The sequence below is a fragment of the Nocardia huaxiensis genome, from assembly GCF_013744875.1.
In the GTDB taxonomy this organism is placed as follows: Bacteria; Actinomycetota; Actinomycetes; order Mycobacteriales; family Mycobacteriaceae; genus Nocardia; species Nocardia huaxiensis.
Map to the genome: position 1 here is coordinate 6,154,376 of NZ_CP059399.1, position 25,084 is coordinate 6,179,459.

23 protein-coding genes are annotated in these 25,084 nt (G+C 68.7%); 6 read left to right on the forward strand and 17 right to left on the reverse strand.

The annotated features are described in order from the left end of the window. Positions 1-15: 15 nt before the first annotated feature. On the forward strand, positions 16-327 hold the full coding sequence (locus H0264_RS27895) for a type VII secretion target (protein WP_181580306.1): 312 nt from the start codon (positions 16-18) through the stop codon (positions 325-327). Next, on the forward strand, positions 324-1,916 hold the full coding sequence (locus H0264_RS27900; RefSeq protein WP_181580307.1) for a hypothetical protein: 1,593 nt from the start codon (positions 324-326) through the stop codon (positions 1,914-1,916). Before H0264_RS27895 ends, H0264_RS27900 begins: the two co-directional genes overlap by 4 nt. A 260-nt stretch (positions 1,917-2,176) precedes the next feature. Here the strand turns inward: H0264_RS27900 and H0264_RS27905 are convergent, their stop codons facing one another. Continuing rightward, the gene (locus H0264_RS27905) at positions 2,177-2,926 is read right to left on the reverse strand and encodes an SDR family oxidoreductase (protein WP_181580308.1); all 750 of its coding nucleotides are present in this window, start codon (positions 2,924-2,926) and stop codon (positions 2,177-2,179) included. A gap of 249 nt (positions 2,927-3,175) precedes the next feature. On the opposite strand from H0264_RS27905, the gene H0264_RS27910 reads away from it, so the two are divergent. Next, a complete protein-coding gene (locus tag H0264_RS27910) occupies positions 3,176-4,048 on the forward strand; it encodes a TIGR03619 family F420-dependent LLM class oxidoreductase (RefSeq protein ID WP_181580309.1) in 873 nt (290 codons plus the stop codon). Between the two features lie 10 nt (positions 4,049-4,058). Here H0264_RS27910 and H0264_RS27915 read toward each other — a convergent pair whose 3' ends face one another. The 3 genes from H0264_RS27915 to hisS all read right to left on the reverse strand — a co-directional run bounded on the left by H0264_RS27915 (position 4,059) and on the right by hisS (position 7,358). Further along, positions 4,059-5,066: a malate dehydrogenase gene (locus tag H0264_RS27915; RefSeq protein ID WP_476703696.1), complete on the reverse strand. Its 1,008-nt coding sequence runs from the start codon at positions 5,064-5,066 to the stop codon at positions 4,059-4,061. 148 nt (positions 5,067-5,214) lie between these two features. Further along, positions 5,215-5,862, reverse strand: coding sequence for a hypothetical protein (locus H0264_RS27920; RefSeq protein WP_181580311.1), 648 nt, complete (start codon positions 5,860-5,862; stop codon positions 5,215-5,217). 221 nt (positions 5,863-6,083) lie between these two features. Further along, positions 6,084-7,358: a histidine--tRNA ligase gene (hisS, locus tag H0264_RS27925; protein WP_181580312.1), complete on the reverse strand. Its 1,275-nt coding sequence runs from the start codon at positions 7,356-7,358 to the stop codon at positions 6,084-6,086. A 129-nt stretch (positions 7,359-7,487) separates the two neighbouring features. Here hisS and H0264_RS27930 point away from each other — a divergent pair, with 129 nt between their 5' ends. Beyond that, positions 7,488-8,303: a peptidylprolyl isomerase gene (locus tag H0264_RS27930; RefSeq protein WP_181580313.1), complete on the forward strand. Its 816-nt coding sequence runs from the start codon at positions 7,488-7,490 to the stop codon at positions 8,301-8,303. Between the two features lie 430 nt (positions 8,304-8,733). Continuing rightward, positions 8,734-9,315, forward strand: a complete 582-nt coding sequence (locus H0264_RS27935) for a hypothetical protein (RefSeq protein WP_181580314.1) — start codon at positions 8,734-8,736, stop codon at positions 9,313-9,315. 105 nt (positions 9,316-9,420) lie between these two features. On the opposite strand, the gene H0264_RS27940 is transcribed toward H0264_RS27935, so the two are convergent. From H0264_RS27940 to H0264_RS28000, 13 genes are all read right to left on the reverse strand, one after another. After that, complete coding sequence (locus H0264_RS27940; protein ID WP_231085076.1) at positions 9,421-9,807, reverse strand: DUF4913 domain-containing protein; 387 nt, start codon at positions 9,805-9,807, stop codon at positions 9,421-9,423. Continuing rightward, the gene (locus tag H0264_RS38805) at positions 9,804-11,795 is read right to left on the reverse strand and encodes a type IV secretory system conjugative DNA transfer family protein (protein WP_231085075.1); all 1,992 of its coding nucleotides are present in this window, start codon (positions 11,793-11,795) and stop codon (positions 9,804-9,806) included. Before H0264_RS38805 ends, H0264_RS27940 begins: the two co-directional genes overlap by 4 nt. Before the next feature lie 37 nt (positions 11,796-11,832). After that, entirely contained in the window at positions 11,833-12,432 is a 600-nt protein-coding gene (locus tag H0264_RS27950; RefSeq protein WP_231085074.1) for a hypothetical protein, read from the reverse strand. A 92-nt stretch (positions 12,433-12,524) separates the two neighbouring features. After that, complete coding sequence (locus H0264_RS27955) at positions 12,525-12,833, reverse strand: transposase (protein ID WP_181580315.1); 309 nt, start codon at positions 12,831-12,833, stop codon at positions 12,525-12,527. Beyond that, positions 12,830-17,122, reverse strand: coding sequence for a hypothetical protein (locus H0264_RS38810; RefSeq protein WP_244975966.1), 4,293 nt, complete (start codon positions 17,120-17,122; stop codon positions 12,830-12,832). The genes H0264_RS27955 and H0264_RS38810 overlap by 4 nt, the downstream gene beginning before the upstream one ends. Before the next feature lie 6 nt (positions 17,123-17,128). Then, positions 17,129-18,619, reverse strand: coding sequence for an SCO6880 family protein (locus tag H0264_RS27965; RefSeq protein ID WP_181580316.1), 1,491 nt, complete (start codon positions 18,617-18,619; stop codon positions 17,129-17,131). Then, a complete protein-coding gene (locus H0264_RS27970; protein ID WP_181580317.1) occupies positions 18,616-20,091 on the reverse strand; it encodes a hypothetical protein in 1,476 nt (491 codons plus the stop codon). The genes H0264_RS27965 and H0264_RS27970 overlap by 4 nt, the downstream gene beginning before the upstream one ends. A gap of 37 nt (positions 20,092-20,128) precedes the next feature. Then, positions 20,129-20,956, reverse strand: a complete 828-nt coding sequence (locus tag H0264_RS27975) for a DUF8175 domain-containg protein (protein WP_181580318.1) — start codon at positions 20,954-20,956, stop codon at positions 20,129-20,131. Between the two features lie 52 nt (positions 20,957-21,008). Beyond that, positions 21,009-21,272, reverse strand: coding sequence for a hypothetical protein (locus H0264_RS27980; protein WP_181580319.1), 264 nt, complete (start codon positions 21,270-21,272; stop codon positions 21,009-21,011). A gap of 7 nt (positions 21,273-21,279) precedes the next feature. Further along, positions 21,280-21,570 carry a hypothetical protein gene (locus tag H0264_RS27985; RefSeq protein WP_181580320.1) on the reverse strand — a complete coding sequence of 97 codons (291 nt, stop codon included), beginning with the start codon at positions 21,568-21,570 and terminating at the stop codon, positions 21,280-21,282. A 154-nt stretch (positions 21,571-21,724) separates the two neighbouring features. After that, positions 21,725-22,393 (reverse strand): hypothetical protein, encoded by a 669-nt coding sequence (locus tag H0264_RS27990; protein ID WP_420831990.1) that lies wholly within the window; start codon positions 22,391-22,393, stop codon positions 21,725-21,727. After that, positions 22,390-23,265 (reverse strand): MinD/ParA family ATP-binding protein, encoded by an 876-nt coding sequence (locus H0264_RS27995; protein ID WP_181580321.1) that lies wholly within the window; start codon positions 23,263-23,265, stop codon positions 22,390-22,392. Before H0264_RS27995 ends, H0264_RS27990 begins: the two co-directional genes overlap by 4 nt. Positions 23,266-23,324: 59 nt before the next feature. Continuing rightward, on the reverse strand, positions 23,325-24,005 hold the full coding sequence (locus tag H0264_RS28000; RefSeq protein ID WP_181580322.1) for a hypothetical protein: 681 nt from the start codon (positions 24,003-24,005) through the stop codon (positions 23,325-23,327). A gap of 291 nt (positions 24,006-24,296) precedes the next feature. On the opposite strand from H0264_RS28000, the gene H0264_RS28005 reads away from it, so the two are divergent. Further along, positions 24,297-25,058, forward strand: coding sequence for a 3-hydroxyacyl-CoA dehydrogenase (locus H0264_RS28005; protein ID WP_181580323.1), 762 nt, complete (start codon positions 24,297-24,299; stop codon positions 25,056-25,058). The last annotated feature ends 26 nt before the right edge of the window (positions 25,059-25,084 follow it).

The window sequence follows — 25,084 nt, forward strand, 5'->3', positions numbered from 1 at the left end:
TTTGGGGGGCACCTGATGGCGAACGAACTGTCGCTCGAGGGCGATGAGATCCGGGCCGGGGCGACGACCATCAATACACTGGCCGGCGACATCGCCGGCGCGGCCAATGGCAACACCTTGGCCAGCATCACCAGCATGACGCCCGTGTTCGGGATCATCGGCGCCGACTTCCTGGCCAGCTTCGCGGTGGCGGAACTGTTGCACGACAAGGACATCAACGCCTTGGCCGCCAAGTTCACCAAACTCAGCGAGGCCGCCAACACCACCGTGACGGCCGTCGAAACCCAGGACACCTCGCTGGCGACACAGATCGGAGCCAAGGGATGAAACCGCTCGACTCCGGTGTGATCGGCGTATCCACCCCCTCCACCCCCGCCTCCGGCCCGCTGACCACCGGCCCCGATCTGCGCGCCGGCGGTTCCAATGCCTTCGTCGACCTGCAGGTGGGCCAGCTGCCCGAGGATATGGAGCCCGTCGAGGCTCCCGCCTTCGTGCTGTCCCGCAAGGAGTTCGAGCAGAACGGCTCGGCCATCGGCGGCGGTATGCCGACCGGGCTCGGCGGCGGCAACTCCGACAACACCTATGCGGCCTCGGTGCTCGACGGTGCGGTCACGCCGGTCGTCTCCGGCGCGAACACCGTGTTCGCCGGGGCGACGACGGCACTCACCAATGCCCAGACCGCCGTCACCAACGCGCAGACCGCGGTGAACAATATTCCGGCCTCCCTCGATGCCGCACAGACCGCGCTGCTGCAGGCCGCCTCGAACGGAATCACCATCCCGACGGTGTCGACCGAATCGCTCGATACCGCGCTGCAGAGCCTGGGCCTGTCCTCGGTCACCGATCTGACCAGCCTGTTCACGCCGTTCCAGGAGATGCTGAGCAGCTTCGGCTCCGGCATTCTGAGCAGTATCAATCCGGCGACACTGCTGAGCCAGGGCTCCACCATCATTCAGACCGCGCTGTCCACCGGCAGCAGTGTGCTGTCGAATTTCTCGTCGGTCTGGAGCGGTGATTCCTCCACCTCGGCACAGACCACCGGGCAGCAGGCGGTGACCACCGGCGAGACCACCGCGCAGAACGGTTTGGATCTCTCGTCCATCACCGAGCAGGCGGCCGCGGCGGTCCAGACCGGCAATATTCAGCTCACCGGCATCGTGCAGGCGTTCCTCGCGGAGGCGGCGACGCTGGTTCCGCTCGCGGTGACCCCGGTCGGCCAGACCGCGCTCATCGCCTCGGCCACCACGCATCTCACTGAGGCGGCCACCGTGGTCAACACCACCCGCGGCACCCTCGCCGGGTACACCGGCCAGGTGAACACGATCATCAGTCAGCTGCTGGGCACCAACAACATCAGCGCCTCCGAGGTCAGCCAGGCACTGGTGTCCAGCGGTGAGGATCTGCTGACGGGTGCGCAGTCGCTGCTGTCGAACACCACCGACGACACGACCACGAACACCAACAATACGAACACCGGAACCAACCCGGTCGACACCACCACGACCACCGACGACGACACCACTGCGGCCGGCGCGGGCGGTGGCGGAGGCGGCGGGGGTGGCGGCGGCTACGGCGGTGGCGGCCTGACCTCCACGCCGGGCGGCCCGGGTTCCTCGGTGCCGGGTGGCACGCTCTCCGGAGCCACCTCCCCGTTCGGTGCGGGTACCACGGCCGCGAGCTCCGGCATGGGCACGACCGGTTCGGGCTTCATGGGTTCCCCCGCCGCGGGCGCCCGTGGCGGTGCGGGCGGCACCGACTCCGAGTTCGCCCGCAATGTCGAGCTGGTCAATGAGGAGAACACGCGCGAGCTGCTCGGCGATGTGCCGAAGACGGTGCCGGACGGCGTGATCGGCGGCCGCTTCGCCAGTGCCGGAGCCCCCGCGGAGGGCACGCCGGAGAACCCGCCGCGCACCTGATCGCCCGAGCTCCACGGCGGCAGTCGGATCTTCCGGCTGCCGCCGTTCGCATTGTCCGGCAACGGGATTCCGGGTGCGCTGTGCTGCCGAGGGTGTCATCGATACCGGGGACCTTCGAAGCAGTGATGCCGCGGTGACCGGGCGGGTATCCCGGTCACCGCGGCATCGTGGAGGCCGAGAGCGGCTGTACACCCCGCGGGCTCGACCACCGTTCGTGGCGCCGGTCGTGCCGGGCGCGCTGAAACGGAAGACGGTGTGGATCAGACGGCGGCCGGGCGCACCTTGGCGTCGATGCCGCCGTCGATGACGAACTGCGCGCCGTGAATGAATCCGGCCTGCGGTCCGAGCAGATACGCGATGAGCGAAGCGATTTCCTCCGGCGTGCCATTGCGGCCGATGGGGGCGGTGAAGTTGCGGATGGCGTCGCCGTAGCGCGCATCGGCCATACCGGCTTGCAGCAGCGGGGTGTCGACGCTGCCCGGGGCGACGGTATTGAGCCGCACGCCCGCCGCGCCCCACTCCTCGGCGCGCTGCCGCACCGCGACGGTGACGGCGTTCTTGGAGGCCGCGTAGGCGTAGGAACCCGCGAAATCGCCTGCGGCGGCGAAGGCTTCGGCCTCGGTGCCGGTATTGATCGGGTTCTGGTCCCAGGCGATATGGGTGGAGGCGACCGACGAAACCACCACAGCCGCAGGCGATTCGCCCTTCTGCAGGGCGGGCAGTAGTGCGTCGAGCAGGGCTACGGTGGCGCGATAGTTGATCTCCACCACGAAGTTCGGGTCGGGCACGTGCGGGCCGACGCCCGCGCACAGCACCAAGCCCTCGAGGACTCCCCCGGTGCGCTCGAGCACGGTGGCCACGGCGGCGTCGCGGGCGGCGGGATCGGTCAGATCGGCGGTGACGTCGGCATTGCGCAGATCGATGCCGAGGATGTCGTGGCCCGCGGCGGACAGGGCAGCGGCGGTGGCCGCACCGATCCCGGATCCGGACCCGGTGATGACGATGGTCATGACAATGATTAGAACAAGCTCCAGATTTTTGGACAACCCGTAGGCGGATCCGGTCTCAGCTATCGAGACGCCGGGCCGCGCCGGGCTCTCCGTTGCGATACGACTGATACTGCTGTTCAGCGAGATCGGCGTGCCACCCACCGGAGTAGCCGTTTCGCGTGACCTCGGGCCGGTCCCCCGGCTAGCATCACGGGCACAACTAGAATCTGTTCTAGTTTTTCACTTGCTCACTGTCGAGAGGACGACCCGATGCGCTTCACGTACGCGGAGGCCATGACGAATCCGGACTACTACATTCCGCTGGCGCAGGCCGCGGAGGCCGCCGGATTCCACTCCATGACCATTGCCGACAGCATCGCCTACCCGGCCGAGTCCGACTCGAAGTACCCGTACACCAAGGACGGCAATCGCGAATTCCTGGACGGCAAGCCGTTCATCGAGACCTTCGTGCTCTCGGCCGCCATCGCCGCGGCCACCACCACCCTGCGCCTGACCCCGTTCGTCCTCAAGCTGCCCATCCGCCCGCCGGTCCTGGTCGCCAAGCAGGCGAGTTCCCTTGCGCGCCTGAGCAACAACCGTTTCGCCCTGGGCGTGGGCATCAGCCCCTGGCCGGAGGACTTCCAGATCATGGGCGTGCCGTTCGAGCGCCGCGGCAAGCGCCTGGACGAGTGCATCGAGATCGTGCGCGGCCTGTCCACCGGCGAGTACTTCGAATACCACGGCGAGTTCTACGACATCCCCAAGATCAAACTCACCCCCGCGCCCACCGAGCCGCTGCCCATCCTCATCGGCGGCCACAGCGACGCCGCCCTCAAACGGGCCGTGCGGCTGTGCGACGGCTGGATGCACGCCGGCGGCAATGCCGAGGAGCTCGACAAGTACCTGGCCCGCATCGACGAATTGCGCAGTGAGCGGGATCATTCCGGCGATTTCGAGATCCACGCCGTCTCCCGCGACGGGTACACCCCCGACGGTGTCGAGCGCCTCGAGGAGAAGGGGATCACCGACCTGATCATCGGCTTCCGCAACTCCTACGCCATGGAGCACGACACCGAGAGCCTCGAGGACAAGATCACGAAGATCAAGTGGTACGGCGACAATGTGATCAGCAAGCTGAGCTGATCACCGCGCATCAGGAGCGTTTGGCGAAGCCGAGCTCGATCACCGCATCGCGCTCGGCCGCCAGCTCGGCCACGCTGAGATCGATTCGGGCGCGGGAGAATTCGTCGATCTCCAGGCCGGGGACGATGGTGTACTCGCCGTCCGCGCAGGTGACGGGGAACGAGCTGATGAGACCCTCCGGGACGCCATAGGAGCCGTCCGACGGCACGGCCATGGAGGTCCAGTCGCCGGGGGCGGTGCCCAGGACCCAGTCGTGGATGTGGTCGATGGCGGCGCTGGCCGCACTGGCGGCCGACGACGCGCCGCGCGCCTTGATGATGGCGGTGCCGCGCTGCTGCACGGTCGGGATGAAGTCGTCGGTCACCCAGGTGCGGTCGGCACCGATCGCCTCGAAGGCGGGGCGGCCCGCCACGGTGGCGTAGGAGAGGTCCGGGTACTGGGTGGCGGAGTGGTTGCCCCAGATGGCGATTCGCTCGATCTCGGCGGCGGGCGCGCCGGTCCGCTCGGCCAGTTGCGCGATGGCGCGATTGTGGTCGAGGCGGGTCAGCGCGGTGAAACGTGTGACGGGCACGTCGGGCGCGTTGCTCGCGGCGATGAAGGCATTGGTATTGGCCGGGTTCCCGACCGCCAGCACCTTGATGTCCTGCGCCGCATTGGCGTTGATGGCCGCGCCCTGATCGGTGAAGATGGGCCCGTTGGCGGCCAGCAGGTCCGCGCGCTCCATGCCGGCCGTGCGCGGGCGCGCACCCACCAGCAGCGCGATATTCGCGCCGTCGAACCCGACCCACGGGTCGTCGGCGATGTCGATGGACGACAGCAGCGGGAACGCCCCGTCCTCCAATTCCATTGCCACGCCCTCGAGGGAGGCCACCGCGGCGGGAATCTCCAACAGCCGCAGTCGAACCGGGGTGTCCGGGCCGAGCAGCGCACCGGAGGCGATGCGGAACAGCAGTCCGTAGGCGATCTGTCCGGCGGCGCCGGTCACGGTCACTGTCACGGGTCGGGCGGCACTGCTCACGACGGTCTCCTCACGCTGGACGGACATCCGTTTCCACCCTAACGAGAGCTCACCGCCCCACCCCACCTGTCGTGAGCAACCAGACAGTCAGTCACACGATCGACGACATGGCGGCGGCCGCGCTGCCGCCGTATCGCCCCGCTCCGCGCTATTTCGCGAGTTCGGCGATGTCCTGGTCGCTGAGTACGACCGGTTGCACGGCGTCCTTGCCGCGCACCATGCGTGCGGCGCGGTAGAGCGGGCGCTCTTCGGCATTGGCGTCGCGTGCTTCGGCACGCAGCTGGTGCACGAGCATGGACGACACCGCCAGCGCGGCCGCGAGCGGGCAGGAGGCCAGGGCGTCGGCGAGCCGGCGCAGGCCGAGGATGTGCATCTCGCGGCCGCTGCCGCTGTCGGTGTACATGGCCAGCGGGATGATCCGGCTCTCGGGTCCGGTGGTGACGCGCAGGACCACCCGGCTCAGCCGCCCGGGGTACACCGCGACTTCCACCCCGGTGGCGGCGGCCAGATCGAGGGTGTGCTCGCCCGACCAGTTGCGGGCGTGAATCACGGTGCCGGACAGCCACATTCGCCGCCGTTGCGCGGCGGCCGCGTACAGCGCGGTCGGCGCGCCGAGCACGATTCCGGCGCAGGCCGCGATGGGCCAGCTCACGAACAGAGCCAGCAGCAACCCGACGCCGATCCCGACGCCGAGGGCCGCCAGGGTGAGCCGCCGCAGGGCGGGTGCGTACATCTCGGGTGCGATGAGGTCGAGGCCGACCGTGGTGGCGGGCTCGGTATTCGGCTGTTCAGTCACAGGTGCATTCGTCCGAATTCGTCCGGGGTGCGCGGATACTCGGTCGTCGCGTCGCGCACCGACGGGACGGTACCAGGATGTTCGCTCCCCCACCGGGGTTCGGCGACACGATGTCCCGTCCGGTCAGGGGTTCGGCGACACGCGTCGGGCGCGGCGCGACCGGGCGCGGGCCGGGCCTTCCCGCCGGAGCGTGGAAGGCCCTGCCCGCCTTGGTTGTTCGGTTACTCCGCCGCCAGCGCCGCGGCGACCTGCGCCACGGTCTCGGTCAGCGGGATCGAGCGCTGTTCGCCGGTGCGCAGGTCCTTCAGGCCGATCTGGCCCTCGGTGACCTCGCGGTCGCCGAGCACCAGGGCGAAGCGCGCGCCCGACCGGTCGGCACCCTTCATGGCGCCCTTGAGGCCACGCCCGCCGTAGGCGAGGTCGGTGCGGATTCCGGCCGCCCGCAGCTGCGCGGCCAAGGCGACCAGGTGCTGCTTGGCCACCTCGCCGAGCGGCACACCGTAGACGTCCACACTCGACCCGTCGGTGACGGTCTTGCCCTCGGCCTTGAGGGCGAGCACGGTGCGGTCGACGCCGATGCCGAATCCGATGCCCGACAGCGCCTGCCCGCCGAGCTTCTCCATCAGCCCGTCGTAGCGCCCGCCACCACCGATCCCCGACTGCGCGCCGAGCCCGTCGTGCACGAATTCGAAGGTGGTCTTGGTGTAGTAGTCCAGCCCGCGCACCATGCGCGGGTTCACCACATACGGCACGCCCATCCCGTCCAGGAATCCGAGCACCTGATCGAAGTGCGCCTTGGCCGACTCCGACAGGTGATCGATCATGAGCGGCGCGTCCGCGGTCATCTCCTTGACCTCGGGCCGCTTGTCGTCGAGCACCCGCAGCGGATTGATCTGCGCCCGCCGCCGCGTCTCCTCGTCGAGGGGAAGCTTGAACAGGAACTCCTGCAACAGTTCCCGATACTGCGGCCGGCAGGTGTCGTCGCCGAGCGAGGTGAGTTCGAGCCGGTAGTCGGTCAGCCCCAGCGCCCGGAACCCGGTGTCGGCCACGGCGATCACCTCGGCGTCCAGCGCCGGATCATCGACCCCGATGGCCTCCACACCGACCTGCTGCAACTGCCGATACCGCCCGGCCTGCACGTTCTCGTACCGGAAGAACGGCCCCGCGTAGCACAGCTTCACCGGCAACTGCCCGCGATCGAGGCTGTTCTCGATGACCGCCCGCATGACACCGGCGGTGCCTTCCGGCCGCAGCGTGTAGCTCTTGCCCTTGCGATCGTCGAAGGTCCACATCTCCTTCGACACGACATCGGTGGACTCGCCGACACCCCGCGCGAACAGCGCGGTGTCCTCGAAGATCGGCAGCTCGATATGCCCGTACCCGGCCAATCGCGCGGCACGAATCAGTCCGTCACGAACGGCGACGAACTCCGCGGAGTTGGGCGGGAAGTAATCGGGGACCCCCTTCGGGGCCTGAAAGCTGCTGGTCTTGGTCACGATGTGCAATTTTCCACCACCGGTCCCCAGCAAGTCCAACCGGTATCGACCCGCTGGTCACGCGGGAAGTTCTAAGGAATAGATGGCAGACTCCTGTGCCGGAAGCAACCGATACGGAGGGAACAGCTAGTGCCGACGAATGAACAGCGACGCGCTGCGGCCAAGAGGAAGCTGGAGCGTCAACTGGCCAATCGAGCCGAGCGGGCGCGCAAGCGCAAGCAGATCACCATCGCGGCCTCGGTCGCGGGCGTTGTGGTCGCCGTCGCGGCCGGCACAATTGTCTGGTTCGCCACCCGGCCGGAGCCGACTCCGCCGCCGCCGTTCTATCGCAACAGCACCGACCAGGCCGCACGCCCGGTGGAGAAGCCGAGCGAGGACAAGGACAAGCTGCCCAAGGGCACGGTCAAGGCCACCATCGAGACCAATCAGGGTCCGATCACCGTGAATCTGGATGCCGACAAGGCGCCGTACACGGTCAACAGCTTCGAGAGCCTGGCCAAGCAGAAGTACTTCGACGGCACCAACTGCCATCGCATGACCGACAGTGAAGGCTTGAAGGTGCTGCAGTGCGGTGACCCGACCGCCTCCGGCATGGGCGGGCCGGGTTACGAGTTCGACAACGAGTACCCGACCACCGACTACCCGGCCGACGATCCGAAGGCCGAGCAGCCCATCGATTACAAGCGCGGCTTCCTGGCCATGGCGAACGCCAATGGGAACGCGGGCTCGAACGGCATCGACCACAAGGGCACCAACGGCAGCCAGTTCTTCATCGTCTACGCCGATTCCAAGCTGCCGCCGCAGTACACCATCTTCGGCACGGTCGACGAGGCCGGCATGGCGACCGTCGACAAGATCGCGGCACTCGGCGTGGTCCCGGACCCGACCGGGCAGACCACGCAGCCGAAGGAACCGGTAACGATTCAGTCCGTCCGAATCGACTGACCGGCACGGTTTTTCGGGCCCGACGCCCGCTGTGTCTCCCCCGCGGGACACAGTGGACGCCGGGCCCGTTCCTTTTCCGGCGGAACCCGACCGATCAGGCCACGGAACCTCCGGAATTAGGCTTCCCTAACCAAAGAAAATCCTGAGTTTCCCACGACCTGCCGGAAATGTGCGATATATGCTGGATCGCGACCCGCGCGTACGGCGGGTTCGGAGTTTTCGCTGGTAATCTCGTAGAACGGAGTACGAAAGGGCGTAGTAAAGGCCCACCGGGGTAACCCTCCACCGGGCACGTCCGACGCCTCCAAGTGCTCCCGGTGTCCACGTTTGCAGGCGGGACACCGTCCACGAACCACCGTTCGTGTGGCGATGTCCATGACGAAGCACCACAATCATCCATAGTGATCACTGCAGCATCGGGGAGCAGGCAATGGCCGAGGAACTCGACGACATCGGCCGCGAAACAGCGGCGATGATGAGGCAAATGTTGCAGCTGGCGACACTTGTCGCGCTGCGCACCCGGGAACGTGGCCAGAAGGAAGCCGAAGCCCGCGTCAAGATGACGGAGGCTCGGCAGAAGGAGGCTCGCGAGCGCCAGCTCCGCGAGGCCGCCAATGCCAAGGCCAAGGACCCACGCAATGTGGAGCTGAGCCGCATTCTGGAAAAGCCGCCGTTGGACAAGGGCGTATCGCTGGAGAAGGACCGGTTCGCCGCGCAGGCCGAAGCCACTCGTATGGCGGCCACGCAGGCGGCTGTGAACAAATCCCTCGTGCGATACGACTCGGTGGAACGCAGAACCGCTCTCGCCCAACACCTTTCACGTATGGGTATCGCGCCGGAACTGGCCGCGGTGCGCATGCTGATGGAGGTCGGGCAGGCGCAGTCGGCGGGCGAAGCAGTCCGGGCCCGGGAGCAGGAAGCCACTGTCGCACAGCGGCGTAGCCGGGAGATGGAAGCCCGGGCCCGCGAGCGGGAACGCCAGCGCGAGCTCGAGCGGGTACGTACGCTCTGAGTCCCACCGCGCTCTGAAATCTCACACTGCGAGTCTCACCGCTGTACAGACCGGGCGGACCGTAAAAATACGGTCCGCCCAATGGTTTTCAACGGATCCTCCGGTTCAGCTCGGGAACTCACCCATGGCCGGATTGCTGAACAGCCCGTGCGTGGGCGACTTCAGCGGCAGCGGGGTCAGCATGTCCTTGTGGCCGTTGCGGACACTGCAGTACTTGAACGGGCCCTTGGGGTCGAACAGGCGCGCCATGTGCGGGTCGGCGTGGTCCAGAAACCATACGGACAGACCGGTTTTGCCATCGAGCCGGTAGTGCTCCCAGGCACGCCACATGGCCTCCAGTCGCACCACCGCCTCCGCGTGCTTCCACCACTCCGGGCACCACACCGTGTCGCTGATATCGGTGACCTGCCGCCGATAGACCAGACTCAGGTAGTTCTCGACGAACTCGACCACCGTCGAATAGACCATGGGTGTTTCCTGCTGGTCGCTCACAGCGGCCGCGCCTCCTCGATTGTGCCCGCGTCGACTACCGGCTTCTTCGTCATGGATAGCCGGTCATTGACCAGATCGATCATCTCTGTCTTCTTCTTCATGCCCGGCTCGTGCTTCTCCAGCGACTGCAGCACGGCGGTGGAGTACTCGCCCTCCCACCACGGCACCGTCTTGATCAGCACCGCCGGTGTGGCGGAGGAGAATACGATGGCGCGGCCGGTCGGCAGAGTCGCCAGGGAGTTCACATTGAACGTCTTGGACGACCCCAGCGAGCGCGAATAACTCTTGCCGCCCTTGGATTCCGACACCGACTGCGAGATGCTCTCGTACTCGCCGATGGTTTCGGCCCGCTGCTGCAGGAACTGCACATCGTCGACGCCGCTGCCGAGCACCCGCACATTGGCGGCCGCCCACAGCGCTTCCATGCCGTCCACGCCCCAGCAGCGCGCGCCCTGCGCCCAGGACTGCAGCACCGTCATGACCACGATCCCGCGAGATCCGAAGTGGCTGTAGTGCTTCGGCAGATCCTTCCAGCGCACCACGTTCGCCGCCTCGTCCAGGACAGCGAGCAGCGGGATGGGCAGCCGGCCGCGTGGGGAACGCGACGCCTTGTGCACGGCCACGTCGATGACCGCCTCGATGAAGGCGCTCACCAGCGGGCCGGCCGAACTGCGGCCCTCCAGGGACAGACAGTAGAGCGTGCCGTTGCCCTCGATGAACTCGAGTTCGTCGAATTGCCTACGGCCGTCCGGCTTCTGGCTGCCCAGCCATACCTCGAGCTTCTCTCGCTTGGCCTTGATGGCCCCCTGCTCGTTCTCCAGCGAGCCGGCCTTGATCAGCCTGGCGAGCTCGGCCTCGACGTCCTCCTGGGTGTACCGCTTGGACGACTGGATCCAGCGCTGCACCGAGGACAGCTTCAGCGAGCGGATCATCTTCTTGGCAGTGCCGAAAATGCCGCTGACCGTGCGCGGGTCGGCGTTGTACTGCTGCGCCAGGCCCGAGGCCACGAAGTGGTAGCTGTCGCGGAACTCGGAGGGAATGTCGTATTTCATGGAGTTGCGCAGGATTTCGATCGGTTCGGTGTCGAGCGGGTTGGTCACCCATTCCCACACCTGGGTGATCGGTTTCCGCGAGACGGCCGCGGCCAGCAGCAAGGCCGAGAGCAGCTCCTCGGCCTCCTGCGTGAAGTAGGTGTCGGAATCGCTGCCGCCCGTACCGCCATCGGAGCCGTCGGCGAAATGCCCGGCCAGGCTGGCGGCCCGGCCGTCGTAGCCGGGACGGCCCGGATTGACCCAGGCCAGCGGATCCCAGTACCACGTGGGCTCTTCGTCCGCGACGCCCTGCGGATCGAAAACCCAAGTGTTGCTGCCTCTTTGCTCTCGCACCAGGCGGGTGGCGTCGACGACGTCGCGCTTGTTGGAGGTCACCATGGCCGGGCCGATGGCCGACAGGATGGCCGGAATCACGCGCGAGGTGGTCTTGCCCTGGCGCGGGCCCCAAATGTCGACGTGCAGGTCCTCGTAGGAGCCGTAGAGCATTTCGCCGTCGGCCACGGACATGCCGATCGGGACGCCGGGCAGATCATCCTTGCCCAGGCGCATGCCGATGCGTTCGGCCTTCTCCCGCGCACCGGCGGCGGTGAGCGACTTGATCGCGCCACCGCTGCCCATGTAGTCGGCCTTGTCGTCGACCGGTAGTCGCCCCACGCTCGCGCGCGCGGCCGACTTGCGGCGCAGGATGACCCACGCCAGCGCGGCGATGATCACCAGGATCACGATGACGGTGGCCGCGGTGGGCCATACGATCTTGCCTTTGGCCAGGTCCAGGCCGATGGCGATCGGGTTGATCGGGATCTTCTGGCCGGACAACAGGCTGCCCAGTTGCATGGCGAGCCACAGGGTTCCGAAGATCGCGAACCCCGCGTAGATCAGATAGAGGGTGGTGTCCGGGCCCGGGTCGGCCGGATCCTTCACCGGTTTCTTCGCCATCTCTAGCCTCCTGGGATGACCTGTAAGTCGATGCCGCTCAACGGAATTCGTCCAGCAGCCAGCCGCCGGGGGTGCGTACGACGGTGGCGACGACCGTGGCCGGGGGCAGTGGGGTGCGCCGCCCGTCGGGGTAAACGACCGTCTGCTCGATGCCGATCTTGTATTGCTGCCGGTCCGGGTCGGCACCCTGGGGCGCCTGCTCACCGGACGCGAACGCGAACGCCTCGACGTGTGCGCCGGCCTTTCCCCAGTCGGCCCACTGCAGCGACGCCTTCGGCGTTTCCGCTCCGCTGGGTGGCGTATCCAGTGTACGGATCAGGGTGGGACCCAGCCATTTCCGCGCCCGTCGCAACGCCGCGTCCTGGGATTCGGTGGCCGGATACCAGGTGTAGATCTCACGCAGCGCACTCACGGCAACACCGTCGGCCGTGGCGGGATCGGGGGCCGGGGCCTTGTCCAGCAGGCGGGTGGTGGAAGTGGGCGGGGACAGCGTGGTGAAGCCCGAACCCTCCGAACTGCCGCTGTCGCCGCCGCATGCGGTGGCCAGCGTTGCGACGCTCAGCACCAGCATCACCACCCCGATCGCGGGTTGCACCGCCGGTTGCACACCGTCCGGCCCGCGCCGGCGGCGCAGCACCGGACCATTCCTCCAGGCTAGTCGCTGGGACCGACATGTGGGCGATACCAGCGGTTTTGCCGGATCGGCGTGTTCGCGAACACGGTCGCCGGTCATACGCCCCGCTTGGCGTCATTGAGGGTTTCCACCAGGGTGCGGTTCATCTCCGCGGCCGCGGCCAGCTGCTGCTGGAGCAGAGCGACCTTGCGGCGCAAGGCGATTGCGTCCATGCGCTCCAGGCCCGGGGTTTCCGCGGCGCGCACCCAGTTGCGCACCGAATTGGTGTGCACACCGATCTGGTCGGCGACCACCCGGCACGCCTCGGATTCGGATCTGAGTTTGCCGGTCAGCGCGATGACCTGTTCGACCGCGGCCTGCCGCACCTCCGGCGACACTCTGCGGTAGGACCGATGCGGCATCATGCGGCACTCCCCTCGTCCCCACCGGTGTCCGTGCCGTGCCCGCGGCGCGCCGTGGTTTCGGTGAATTCGCTGAAACGCTGGTTGGTGTCGTGGATTCCGCTCTCCTTCTCCGAGAGCGTGAACTCCATGTGGAACGGGATGCCGGGGCGGCGGTCCTCACCGATCTTGAGCAGGAATTTGCCGGTGCCGGGCGCGGACGGGCGCGTCTGGCCGGGCTTGAGGGCCTCGCCGGTGAGCGCCTGCGGCGCAGACCAACTGGTCACCATTTCCTCCTCGGCGGACGTGAAGGGGACCGTGGAATCCAACCGCTGGATCTCCTCGGCGGGCAGGGCGCCGAATATCTTGGCGCGGGCGCGTTCCAGGAAGCCGAGCGCCTTGGCGATGGCGGCCTCCGAGCCGAGCGCCTGCAGGTCCTTGATGGTGTGCGAGATCATGATCAGCGCGGTGGCGATGCTGCGCTGCAGACGGGTGAGCTCGTCCACGCGGTCGACCATGAAGTCGCCCAGGCCCAGCACCTGCCACAGCTCGTCCATCACGACCTGGAAGTAGCGCTGCGGGCCCAGACCGGCGTCGGCGAGCACGTGCGCGGCCTCCACCGAGGCGAAACCGTCCGCCCAGCAGGCCAGCATGACGGCGGCCTTGAGCTTCTTGTCGCCGTTGGGGATGTGCGAGACGTCGATGCAGACGGCCGTGGACGCGGTGTCGATGGGAGTTGTGGTGTGGCCGTTGAAGATCGCGCCGAACGGGCCCTGGGTGAGCGCGCGCAGGGAACGGCGCAGGCCCTTGATGGCGTTCTGGTATTCGTCGGGATTGTCGGCGCCGGCGTCGAGCTGCAGTTCGTCGCCGCCGGCCACGATCACGGCCAGCAGATCGTCGAGGATGGGCGGCTTGTCCGGGGTGAACTCGCTGCCGTCCCGGTAGAGGATGCGCAGGCCCGTGGAGATGAGCGTCTCCTCGTAATCGCGTACGCGCGCACCGCGAACCAGCTCCACCAGGCCCGCCACCAGGGTGACCTGGCGGGCGCGCAGCTCCTGCATGACCTGGGTCTGCAACACCGGCATATCGTCCAGCCGCGGTACGACCGAGCCGAGCACGCCGGCGGCGAGGGGGTTGAGTTTCCCGTGCCCGTAACCCAAATCGATGACCTGCCCGCCGACCAGCTCCACGAGCTTGCGGTAGTCGGGCTTCACGTCGGCCAGGATGAGCGGCGTAATCCCCTGCGCCACACCACCCAGCACGATCCGTCGCACCAGCGACGATTTACCGAAACCGTTGAGCCCCAGCACGAAAAGGCTCGGCGCGGTGATGAAGCTGCCGCGCATGAACCAGTTCATCGGGTCGAAGCACACCGGCGCGCCGGTATGCAGGTGCGATCCCAGCGGCGTCCCGATCAGCGGCGCACCCGCACCCACCGACCACGGCCACAGCCCGGCGACCTGCGCTGTGGTGGCACGGTATTCGACGGGGCGGCCGATCACGTTCATTCGCCCGCCGCCCTCGCCTACATACCCGCGATCGGTGAGCTGCTGTGTGCTGCGGTCGAATTCGTCGAAGCTCCCGTACTCCATCCGCTCCGCGCGCGCCGCGAAATTCCGCCGCCGCAGATCATCGGTGTGCAGCCGGAACGTGGCCAGCGCGGCCCGAATCCCATTGCCTTCGCGCGCGGTGACTTCCAACCGCGCCCGCGTGGCATCGTCGAGCAGCTTCGGCCCCGACTGCTTCTTCTTCCCGGACTGCTTCCGCACCGGCGTGGCTTCGATGTCCTTGCTGCGCCTGCCGCGTCGCGCACCCTTGCGCATATCGACATCCGCGGCAGCGACTTCCGGCCGCGGATTCCGCGCAGGGCGTTTCCGCACCGGCCGCTCCCCCGCGTCCCCGTCCGGCCGCACCCGCCGTTCCCGCTCGGGTCCCCCGGTGCGCCCACCGAGATGCACCCGATCGGCATCGGTGCGACGCGTCTCGCTCCCCTGGGGCCGGCCGCGCCGCACCTCTCGATCCTCGCCACGCCGTTCCTGGCCGCCCCGTGCGGGCCGTCCCTCCAGCTCGGGCGTCTCCGCATCATGCGCGCGTTCCCGCGTGCCTCGCCTGTTCCGCATCGCCTCCCCCTCTCCCCGGTCGGCCCCACGGTCGGCCCCCGGGGCGCGGCGCATCCGCTCACGCTCCGGCCCACCCGGGCGCTTCCCGCCCGAGCTCTCCGAACCCTGTTCTCGCCCACGCCCCCTGGCCTCCGAACCCGGCTCACGGGTACGACCACCGGCCGACCGCGGATCAGCATCGCGCGACCGCGCCGATCCGGAACCCGCAGCCGCCGAACGGGTTTCGCCCGCACCGGCGTCCAGCCGCGCGAGCGCCTTTCCGGGCGCGGATCCAGCAGCTCCCGAATCACCCTGTCCCGCAGCGGCACCGGCTTCGCCGCGCGCACGGTCGGCATTGCCGCCGACCCGTCCGGCGGCCTCGGCCGATCCCGTGTGACCCGCGCCGGCATCATCGGATCCGTCGCCGACGCCGGCAGCGGTTCGGCGCAGCGCGTCGAGCGGTCCTGCCGCGCGGTCATCGCCGCGGTCCGCGTGTCCGGGAGCATCCGAATCCGCAGCAACTGCGCCGGATTCACGGGGCGGTCGCGCCTTGTCGGGGCGGTTCGGCCCTGTCGCGCTGTCGGTGGTGGCCGCCGCGGATGCCTTCTGCACTGCGCCCGACCCGGTTTCGCCCATTCCGGCGGTGCGGTCGGACCTCCGGGGCGCATCCGATGCCGCCGAGGGCGCGTCACCGCCGGCCGTCGGCTCGGGTGCCGTACTCGACTCGCGGGATCGCACCGAGGCTGCTGCCGGTTCGTGTGCTTCGGCCCCCGAGGACCTCTGCCGTGCTGCGCCGGAGCCGCTGTGCTCCGGCCCGCGCACCGCGCTGTCGGAGTCGAGCGTCTCCGCGCGTGCGGCAGGCTGCCCGGAGGATTCCTGAAGTGTGTGCGGCCGTTCGTCTTCCGGACCGGAAGCGGGCGATGTCGCGCGATCGCCGTCCGTGGCCCGCGATGCGGACGACCGCATCGGGTCGGCGACATCCGCATCGGCCGCGCGGCGCGCATGGCCGGGACTGTCCGCGCCATCGGCGGCGCGCCGCACCGATGCCGTTGTGGCGCTGTCGTGCTCGACCCGCGCATCGACTTCGGAGGCGCCGGGCCGGACCGATGCGGCCGCGTCGCGGGCATCCCCGTCCCGCGTTTCCGGCGTGGCGGACGTGCGGCGCAGAACGGGCGCTGCCTCGTCGGCGGTGTGGGAATCGGCCGATGTGTCGACTCCCGGTGTGACGGCACCGGTCGTCGCGTGACGGTCTGCGGCGGAGTCCGGAGTGGATGTGGTGGTCGCCGTGGTGGCCTGGCGAGCGGCGGGCGACAGCTCAGCGGGGCGTCCCTCCGCCGCAGCGGTGGGCGCGCGGCCCGGGGTGCGGGTGCGTTCCAGTTCGGCCATTTCGGCGGCGGCGCGGCGGGCTGTCGGGGACGCCTCCGACGGTTGGTCGGGGATGCCCGAGGTGCGGGCTGCGGCGCGGGCGTCGGAGCGGGCCGCGATCTCGGCGGCGGCGCGACCGGGGGCGTTCAGGGATTCGGCGGCGCGTTCGCGGCCGGAGGTGGTGCGGGAGGGCTCGCGGGCGCCGGCGGATGCGGATACGCCAGGGGTGGTGCGGGATTCATCGCGCACGCGGGCGGCGCCGGAGGTGGCGGGGGCCGAGCCGCGCGCGCCGGTGGGGCCGGATTTCTCTGCGGCGCGGGCGCTTTCGCGGGCCGCGATTTCAGCGGCGGCGCGGGCGGGTGCGCTGAGGTTCTCGGGCGGACGGCGGCGGGCGGAGAAGGTTCGGGCGGGTTGCGGCTCCGGGGTTTCCGGGGCTTCAGGGGCGGCAGTGTTCGGGTCCTGGGTGGTCCAGGAACCATCCTTGTGATTGCGGGGAACGTCGGGGTCGGTGGAGCGGCGGTCGGTGCCGCGGACCCGGGCGCTGGTGGTGCGGGCGGCGATGCGGGCGCGTTCGAGTTCGGCCATTTCGGCGGCTCGACGTTCGGCGCTCGTCATGGGGGGTGGGGTGGGCTCGGGTTCGAACGGGGTGTCGCGGCGCAGCAGGCGACGATCCGGGAGGGTGCCGCGGCGGGGGCGGTGTTCGTCGCGCACGACTCGGGGGGACGCCGCGGCTTCGGCATCCCGAGGAGGCTGGGCGGGGGCATCGGGGGTGGACCCGTCGCGGCGGGTGCCGCGGCGGGTCGAGGCCGAATCCCGTTCCCGGACCGGTGGTTCGAAGTCACGAGCCATGGAGGATCACCCCGCAAGTGCTTTCGGAATGGTGGCGTGCTCGGGCAGGATGACGCCGCAACCCAGGGAGGCGGCGAAGGCGGCGCCCTGGTAGCGGTAGCAGCGCCGGATCTTGAGCCGCGCCTGGGTGGACAGGTCCCGGGTGATCGCCTCGATGCGCGGCAGGTCACCGCGCAGCGGCTCGGTGATGGTCACCAGCGCGCCGAAGCGGGTGACGCCGTGGCCGCGGGCCTGCTCCTCGCGGGCCTGCTGGGTGGCGCCCACCCGGATGGTGGCCGAGGCCGACACGACACCGCGTTCGCTCTGCTGGGCGACGAGCGCGTTCTTGTAGTCGTCGTCGACGATCTGCGCGGCGTCACCGGCCGAGTGCGGGCGGTACACGATGGCGATGCGTTTACGCGGCACTTCGGGATTCGGCGCGAGCAAGCGCTGCAGCACCCGCTCGTCGACCGCACCTTCGGGCGCGGTGTCCATCTCCCAGGTGACCGAGCGGCCGCCATCGTGGATGAAGTGATCCCAGCGCTCCTCGTGCGAAACCGGCCCGGCGTCAGCCCAATCCAGGCCGTGACCGCCGGGCTCGCCCGCCGCCACTTCCAGATCCGCCTGCGAGGCGGGGTCGTAGCTGCGCCGGATGAAGGAGATGACCTCGTCGGCCGACATGGGCTGCGCGCGCACGCCCGCCTCGGCCAGCGCCGCGCAGATGCCCGGCAGTCGCCGGCCGATCTCGACCGCTTCCTCGGCCGGGTTCTTGCGCCGCTCGGCGGTGGTGGCCTTGAACGTGATTGCCACCCGCGGCAACAGCTGCACGCGTTCCTGCGGCAGCTCGGTCGCCAGCTCGTACATGACCTGCTGCGCCAGATCCGGCGACTCCGGCCGTGTGATGGCGGAAACCTCGGTGAGCAAACGGTTTCCGGTCTCGGGCACGGTGTCGATCACCGGCACGACGGCCACGATGTCGGAGGTCTGCCCCAGCGAGGCCAGGAAGGTGCCCCACGCCGCCACCCACCGGTCGATGACCGGCTGGTCCACGGCCTCGTGCCCCTGCGGCCAGGCCCGCAGAACCACTGTGTACTGCCCGAATTGGGGTAGGTGGATCATGCCGAAGCTGTAGCCGCCCGCGTCGATGCCCTCGTAGAGCCGCGACGGCGCCATGAGCCCGGGCAGCCGCGTGACACCGCCGGGGATCCGGGAGAACCGGCCACCGCGGTACACGTGCTCGCCCTTGGAGCGGCCCCGCAACCAATGGAACATCATCAATCCCGTCTCGTAGCCGGAGCGACCCCCGGTCCGCCACACCAGTGGAACCATCACGATCACGCCGACGCCGGCCACCACCGCCGCCGGTTTGGGTCCGGCCACCAGCGCCACCAGCAGGGCGGTGATCACGACCGCGAAACCGACCACGGTCTCACCCCAGCGCAGGCCGAAAAGTCCTGCGCTGCGGGGCTTCTGCCACAGTCCGTACGAGCGGCGCTCGTAGGTGTCGGTCATCGTCATCGCGGAATGGTGCTCCTGCCGAGGTCGGGTGAACGGTTGGCCCAGGTGTCACCGGCGAGGTCGCCCATCTTCTCGTCGGCCCGGTTCAGGCTCGACGTGGCGGCCCGCACCTGGGCCGCCCGGTTGGCCGCGCGCGCCGCGCCTGACGGTACTGCGCCGGAACCGCCTCCGCCGGAAGGACTCGCGGCCGCCGCGCCGCCGCCTCCGCCACCGCCGCCCGGGCGTGGCGGGGGCACGGGCCGTCCGCCGGTGCCGGGCAGGCCGCGACCGGAGCCGCCGGGCGGGCGCGGGCCGCGGCCCGGACCCACATGTCCCGCAGCGCCTGTCGTGGCGCGCGGCGCGACGGCACGCGTACCGACCGCACCGAGGGCCGCGACACCGACGAGGGTGCCGGTGGTGGCGGTCAAACCGGAACCACCGCTGCCGACGATGGCGACGGCCGGGGTGGCCAGACGCATGAGTGCGGGCAGCACGAACGCGACCGAGCACAGCAGCACGATGGCGACCAGCATGCGCTGCGCCTGATCGGCATCCGGCAGCGTGCCCGCCTGACTGAGTTCGTCGACGTGCCCGGCGGTGGCGAAGGCGATCATGTACACGATGGCCGCCACCGGCTTGTAGAGCATGAAGGCGATGATCCAGCCGAGCAGTTTCGGATACGACTGCTTACCGGTATTGGTGCCGGAAGCCGCTGCGGCCAAGGGCAATACACCGGCGGCCACGATCAGCAAACCCTGCCGGACGATGGCCAGCACGATCTGCGCGAGCGCCCCCAGCAGGCCCACGATGGCGATGATCAGCACCAGACCCGGCGAGAAGGCTTGCAGGGCGGCGGTTTTCACCATCAGCTCGGCCAGGTTCTGGGCTTCGCCATTGGTGGAGTCGTTGATCACCCACTCGGAGAACTTGTCCGAAGCCTGGGTGCCCGCCACGATGACCGCGCCCAGCATCCAGGAGCTGAAGATCACCCGCGCGAACATCCGGAACGATTCGGTGGCCTCGCTGACCGCGGCTCCGCGCCTGGCTTCGGCGAGCTTCGCACCGGTGAGGATCACCGACACCATGAGTAGCAGGATCTGCGCCTGATACGTGTAGTCGTTGATCTTCGTGAACAGCGTGCCGGTGTCGCTGACTCTTTCGTTGGGCACCTTCATCCAGAAGGTGAGCGCCAGGATCAGCGCCTCGCCCAGACCGCTCATGAGCGAGTCCACCACCTTGCCGAAGGTGGAGTCCCAGGCCTTGTCCCGCACGGCTTCGGCCGCGTCGGTGGGGTGCGTGGCCACATTGCCGGCCTTGCACGCCGCCGAGGCCGCGTCACCGAGGGTGATGCCCGGGATGCCGAGTCCGTCGAGCGAGTCGTGGATCTCGTTGCAGGTCTCGTCGAAGCCGTAGGTCTGACCGTACGCCACGGTGGGCGTCGCGATCATGACGGTGAACACGACCGCCAGGATCGTGAGGAGCTTCCTCAGCATGGGGTCCACCTCTCGATGGGTCGCAATGCCATCTCATTCACCATTTCGTCCACCCCACCAGGGAATCGACCTTCTCGGTCTGTGAGGTCTTGGAGGTCGCCGGTTTGAGCCGCCAGTCCCCGGCGTCCCACACCATGATCAAACGCACCGCCGACCACTGCTGCTGGTTGCCGAGCACCGGGCCGCGCACGGCCAGTCGCACGATCGCCATGTCGTCGGCGTAGTTCTCGATCTGGAAGGCGTCGGGCGCCACCAGATAGCGGGTCACCTTCTCCGGCTGCTGTTTCGGCAGCCGGTCGTCGGCCAGGGCCTGGTCGTAGGCGGCGATCTGCTGGGTGCTCACGCGCACCTGCCGCACATACAGTTCCCGGTCGGCCGGACGGGCATTGAGCCGGTAGGTGATCTGCGCGGCCGCCACCGCCGCACCCTGCGGGGTGTGCGAATAGCCCACGGCCAGACCGTTTTCCAGCTTGGTCGGACCGTCGGAGGTGGTGAACGGCACCGACGCCCCGTAGACCCGCTGCCAGCCGTGCGGGTCGGTGAGACCCGCGGGGGCGGCGGTCAGCCAGTCCGAGTCGCTCGCGCTGCGCTGCTTGGACGAGTCCTGCGGAAGCGGTTGTCCCGCAGGGTTGTTCGGGACGTCGACGCGCCGCCCGAACAGGTCGATATCCGGGGAGGCGAAGCCGGTCAACCCGGAATCACCCGAAGTCACTTGCCCGCCTTCGACTTTCACCGGCGACGAGGCCGCGTCGTCACGACTGAAGTAGACCACCGCGCCGACGATGAGGATCAGCACCACCACGGCTGCGGAGGCGATGACGCCGAACGAGACGCGGTCGCGCTCGGGCGACTCCTTCTCGCTCATGATGGCGCCTCCAAGTTTCGTATCCCACTGGACAATTCAGCTGCACACGCCTTTACGTCGGCAGCAGGGCGAGGGCGATGCCGCTGGCCGAACTCGCCATGATGGCGCCCAGCAGGCTCATCACCACCCCGTGCGTCGCGTCGTTCTCGGCCAGGTCATCACGGAACGCGTACCAGAGTCTGCCCGCGGACAGGATCATCCAAGCCATACAGAACAGCAGCACGACCCACAGCAGCCAGTCGATCAGCTGCATGATGGGCCGGATCACGTCCGCCGGCATCTGCTTGTATGCCAGCACGGCCAGGGTGGCGTTCATGAGCCGATCAGCCGATCGCTGCGTTCATGATCGTGCCCGCACTGGTGGCGATGATTCCACCAATCATGGCTCCGGCCACCATCTTCGGCGACTCCAAACCGCCTCCTGTCCACTTCTCCCACGCGAAGCGGCCGCCCGCGTAGGTGATGCCCATGATTCCCGACAACAGCACGAACCAAGTGAAGTAGCGAACCAGTTTCAGCAACTTGTCCGACGCGGGCGGCGCCTCCGGGGTCGGGTTCCCGACCTGAGCGAGGAGGGAGCCGTACGCGTCGTGTACGGCGAGAAGCATGCTCATTGTCTGTCCTTCTCCAAAAGCGAACTGCTAGTAACAATCTCGCCGATGAGCGGTTTGCCCGCAGCACCGGAGGAAACTTCCAGAGCTATCGGTCCATCGGTCAACGGACGCGCGGAAGACGTTCGCACGCAGAGCATTCCACGCATCTTCATGATCATTCCCCTCGGTCCGGCGCGTCGTCGCGTGGCGTGTCCAGCGCGTGCTGGACGGCCGCCAGCAGTCCGGCGCCGAGCTCCCGGACTTCGGGCGTGATCTCGTGCAGCGCATCGACTTTGCGCTTGCCCTTGGCGGGCGGCGCGTCACCGGGCGACCACACCGGCAGCTGATCGGGCTCGACGAGGGTCCACTCCTCGTGCCAGGGCAGCTGCCACACCTGTCCGGCCAGCGAACCGACCACGTCGCGGTAGCGCCGGATCTCCGCGGGGATCCGGCCCGGCCGCGCGGCCACCGTCACCAGGCCCAGCACCTCGCACGGCCCGGCCAGGCCGGCGTGATGCTGGCGCAGCAGGTCGTGGGCGCGGGTCAGGCCGGAGATGGTCTCGCGGGCCACCAGCACGACGAACGGGGATTCGCGGTCGAAGACTCCGGGCCAGCGGCGGTGCGAATCCGCCGCCGGCGCAAGGACATGCGAGAGCGTGGTCGCGCCCGCGCCCCCGTGCACGCCGAGCAGCCACACCAGTGGTGCGCGGCCGGCGCCGGGTACGGGACGGTCCCAGATCGGTGCGCGGCGGGCTTCCGGCGGCGGCACCACACCGGCCGCGAGAGCGGCCCCCGAAGCAATGTTCTGGGCGGAGGATCGGCGTTCCTTCATGGCTGCGGTCATGATGCCACTCCAGCAAGCAGGCGGCGATACGCGCGGCGTGTCTCAGCGGCAAGATTGCTGTGGCGCACCAGTTCTCCGCGGGCGAGGTGCGGGTCGTAGGGAATCTCCCGGATGTCGCGGACCCAGCCGTCGAGGTGCTCCCGCAAATGATCAGCGATCCGGGAGTCGGTGCCGGGCAACTGATGTGACACGACAATCGTGGTGTCGCCGACAATCCCGCCGCCCTGCCCCTCGCCCGGCGCGCCGAACTGGTCGTCGAGCCACTCCAGGGTGACGCGCAGCCGGTTGGCGGCGTCGACGCGAGCCGGAATCGACAGCACCAGAGCGATATCCGCGTCCTCGAGCAGCGGCCGCAGGTGCCGGGAGGCGATCGGATTGCCGCCGTCGTATACCGGGGTATACCCCGCGTCGTCGATGGCGCGGGTGACGGTCAGATAGGTCGCACGGCGGCGCAGCGGGTCCGGATCGCGCCACAGCAGGCCGATCCCGGAGGTTGCCCGGGACAGGCATTCCTTGAGCGGAGCCGGTTCGTTGTCGCCGCGGCCGTAGAGCCAGGACTGTAGCGAGATCGGGCTCAGGTGCTCATCCGCGCCGCGGAGAGCAAGATCACTGCCGGCCGAGGTCGCGTCGACTGCGACCACCTGCGCGCCGACCGCGCCGATCTCACCCGCGATTCCCAGTGCGGTAGTGGTGGTTCCGGCGCCGCCGCAGCCGCCGACCACGAGGATCGGGCGCTGGGCCGGACCGGATTCGCCGGAATCCCCACGGCGCTTGCGCAATCGAACCACCGGAGCCTTGGAACGCGCGGCACGACTCGACGATTCGCCCTCCTCGGGCATTTCGTCGAGCCAGCGGCTCCAGTCCTGATCCATTGGTCTCAGCTCTCCCTCTCAGCCCGCCGGGCTGCCTGCGACAGATTCATGGTCGCCGATCATCGCGGGGCCGTCATTTCGTTGTACGCCGCCAGACCGTCGCTCGGACCGAAACGGGTTGCCCCGTAGAGGGTGCCCAGCGATTGCGCGGTGCCGCTGTGCGAGTTCAGCACATACAGGGCAATTCCGCCCGCGACGGCCAGCAACAACACGGCAACAATGAGGAAGGCAATTGCGAAAAGTCGTCGGCCCGTGGACCGCTCGGCGGCGCCCGCCGCCGAGTCGTTGCGATCCAGGGCATCCAGCAGCGCGGAGGCGCGGTCGACCGGCTGGTCGGCATCGCCGTCGAACTCGCGGGCGCGCTCGTACGGCGCGGCGCCGGGTTCGTCGGCCTCGCTGGGGAATTCCAGGACGGTCGAGGCGCGGTAGCGCAGTCTCGGTGTGTACGAGTCGGACTCGCGATCGGTCATCCAGTCCGACCACGCCCCGCTGAAATGGCTGCGCCGCAGCACCGATTCCGGCAGTGGCGGAATGTCCAACTCCGGTTCGTCGTCGGTGATGTAGTGCGGGTAGCGCGCGAGGCCGTCCGCCGGATCGAGATCCTCGACACCGAAACCGGTGTCGCCGTTGGCATCCGGGGCATCGGCGGCCGGATCCAGGGCCGGATACCAGCGCGAGACTTTTTTGTACGACTTCAACATTGCGCGGGGAGCCGCGGCGCCAGGCTCGTCCTGCTGCATCGTCGGACCCTCTCGGCGGTCGGTTGCTGTCGTCTGCGTGTCGAACAGTGGTCCCACCGCCGCGCAGCCCTTGGCCTCCAGGAGCATGGCGCGCGAGACGGTCCCGATCGGAAATTCTCTCGCATGGACAGGAATCCAACGACTCGACGCGCCGGAAAGGTAGTCCTAATAATCCGCGCGCGTGCGCGATAGCAGTGTCTCGAGCGGGGCGTGCACACCACGCCGGACCCCACCTCTTCCGCCCGAACGAAGGAGAATCTACATTAACTAGAACTTGTTACAGGAGGTTTTGTGAAAACAGCAGACATCGTCGCGGTCGTTACCGGCGGCGCCTCGGGTCTCGGTGAAGCCACCGTGCGCGAACTGCACGCCGCGGGCGCGAAGGTCGTCATCCTGGATCTTCCCTCGTCCAACGGGAAGACTCTGGTCGAGGAACTCGGTGAGCGCGTGGTGTTTTCGCCCGGCGACGTCACCAGCGAAGAGGACGTGACGGCCGCGCTGGACGCCGCCCAGGCGCTGGGCACCCTGAGAATCGCGGTGAACTGCGCGGGCATCGGCAATGCCGTGAAGACGGTCGGCAAGCAGGGCGCGTTCCCGCTCGACGCGTTCAAGAAGATCATCAACGTGAATCTGATCGGCACGTTCAATGTGATCCGGCTGGCGGCCGAGCGCATCGCGCAGGTCGAGGAGGCCGACGGCGAGCGCGGCGTCATCGTGAACACCGCGTCCGTGGCCGCCTATGACGGGCAGATCGGGCAGGCCGCCTATTCGGCGTCCAAGGGCGGCATCGTCGGCCTGACCCTGCCGGTCGCGCGCGACCTGGCCTCGTTCAAGATTCGCGTCATGACCATCGCGCCCGGGCTGTTCCACACGCCGCTGTTCGCGACCCTGCCGGATTCGGCCATTGCCGCGCTCGGCGCGCAGGTGCCGCACCCGGCGCGGCTCGGGCAACCCGCCGAGTACGCGGCGCTGGTCCGCCACATCGTGGAGAACCCGATGCTGAACGGCGAGACCATCCGCCTCGACGGCGCCATCCGGATGGCGCCGCGCTAGGTCGGGCGCGGATCCGGCTGGGCGGC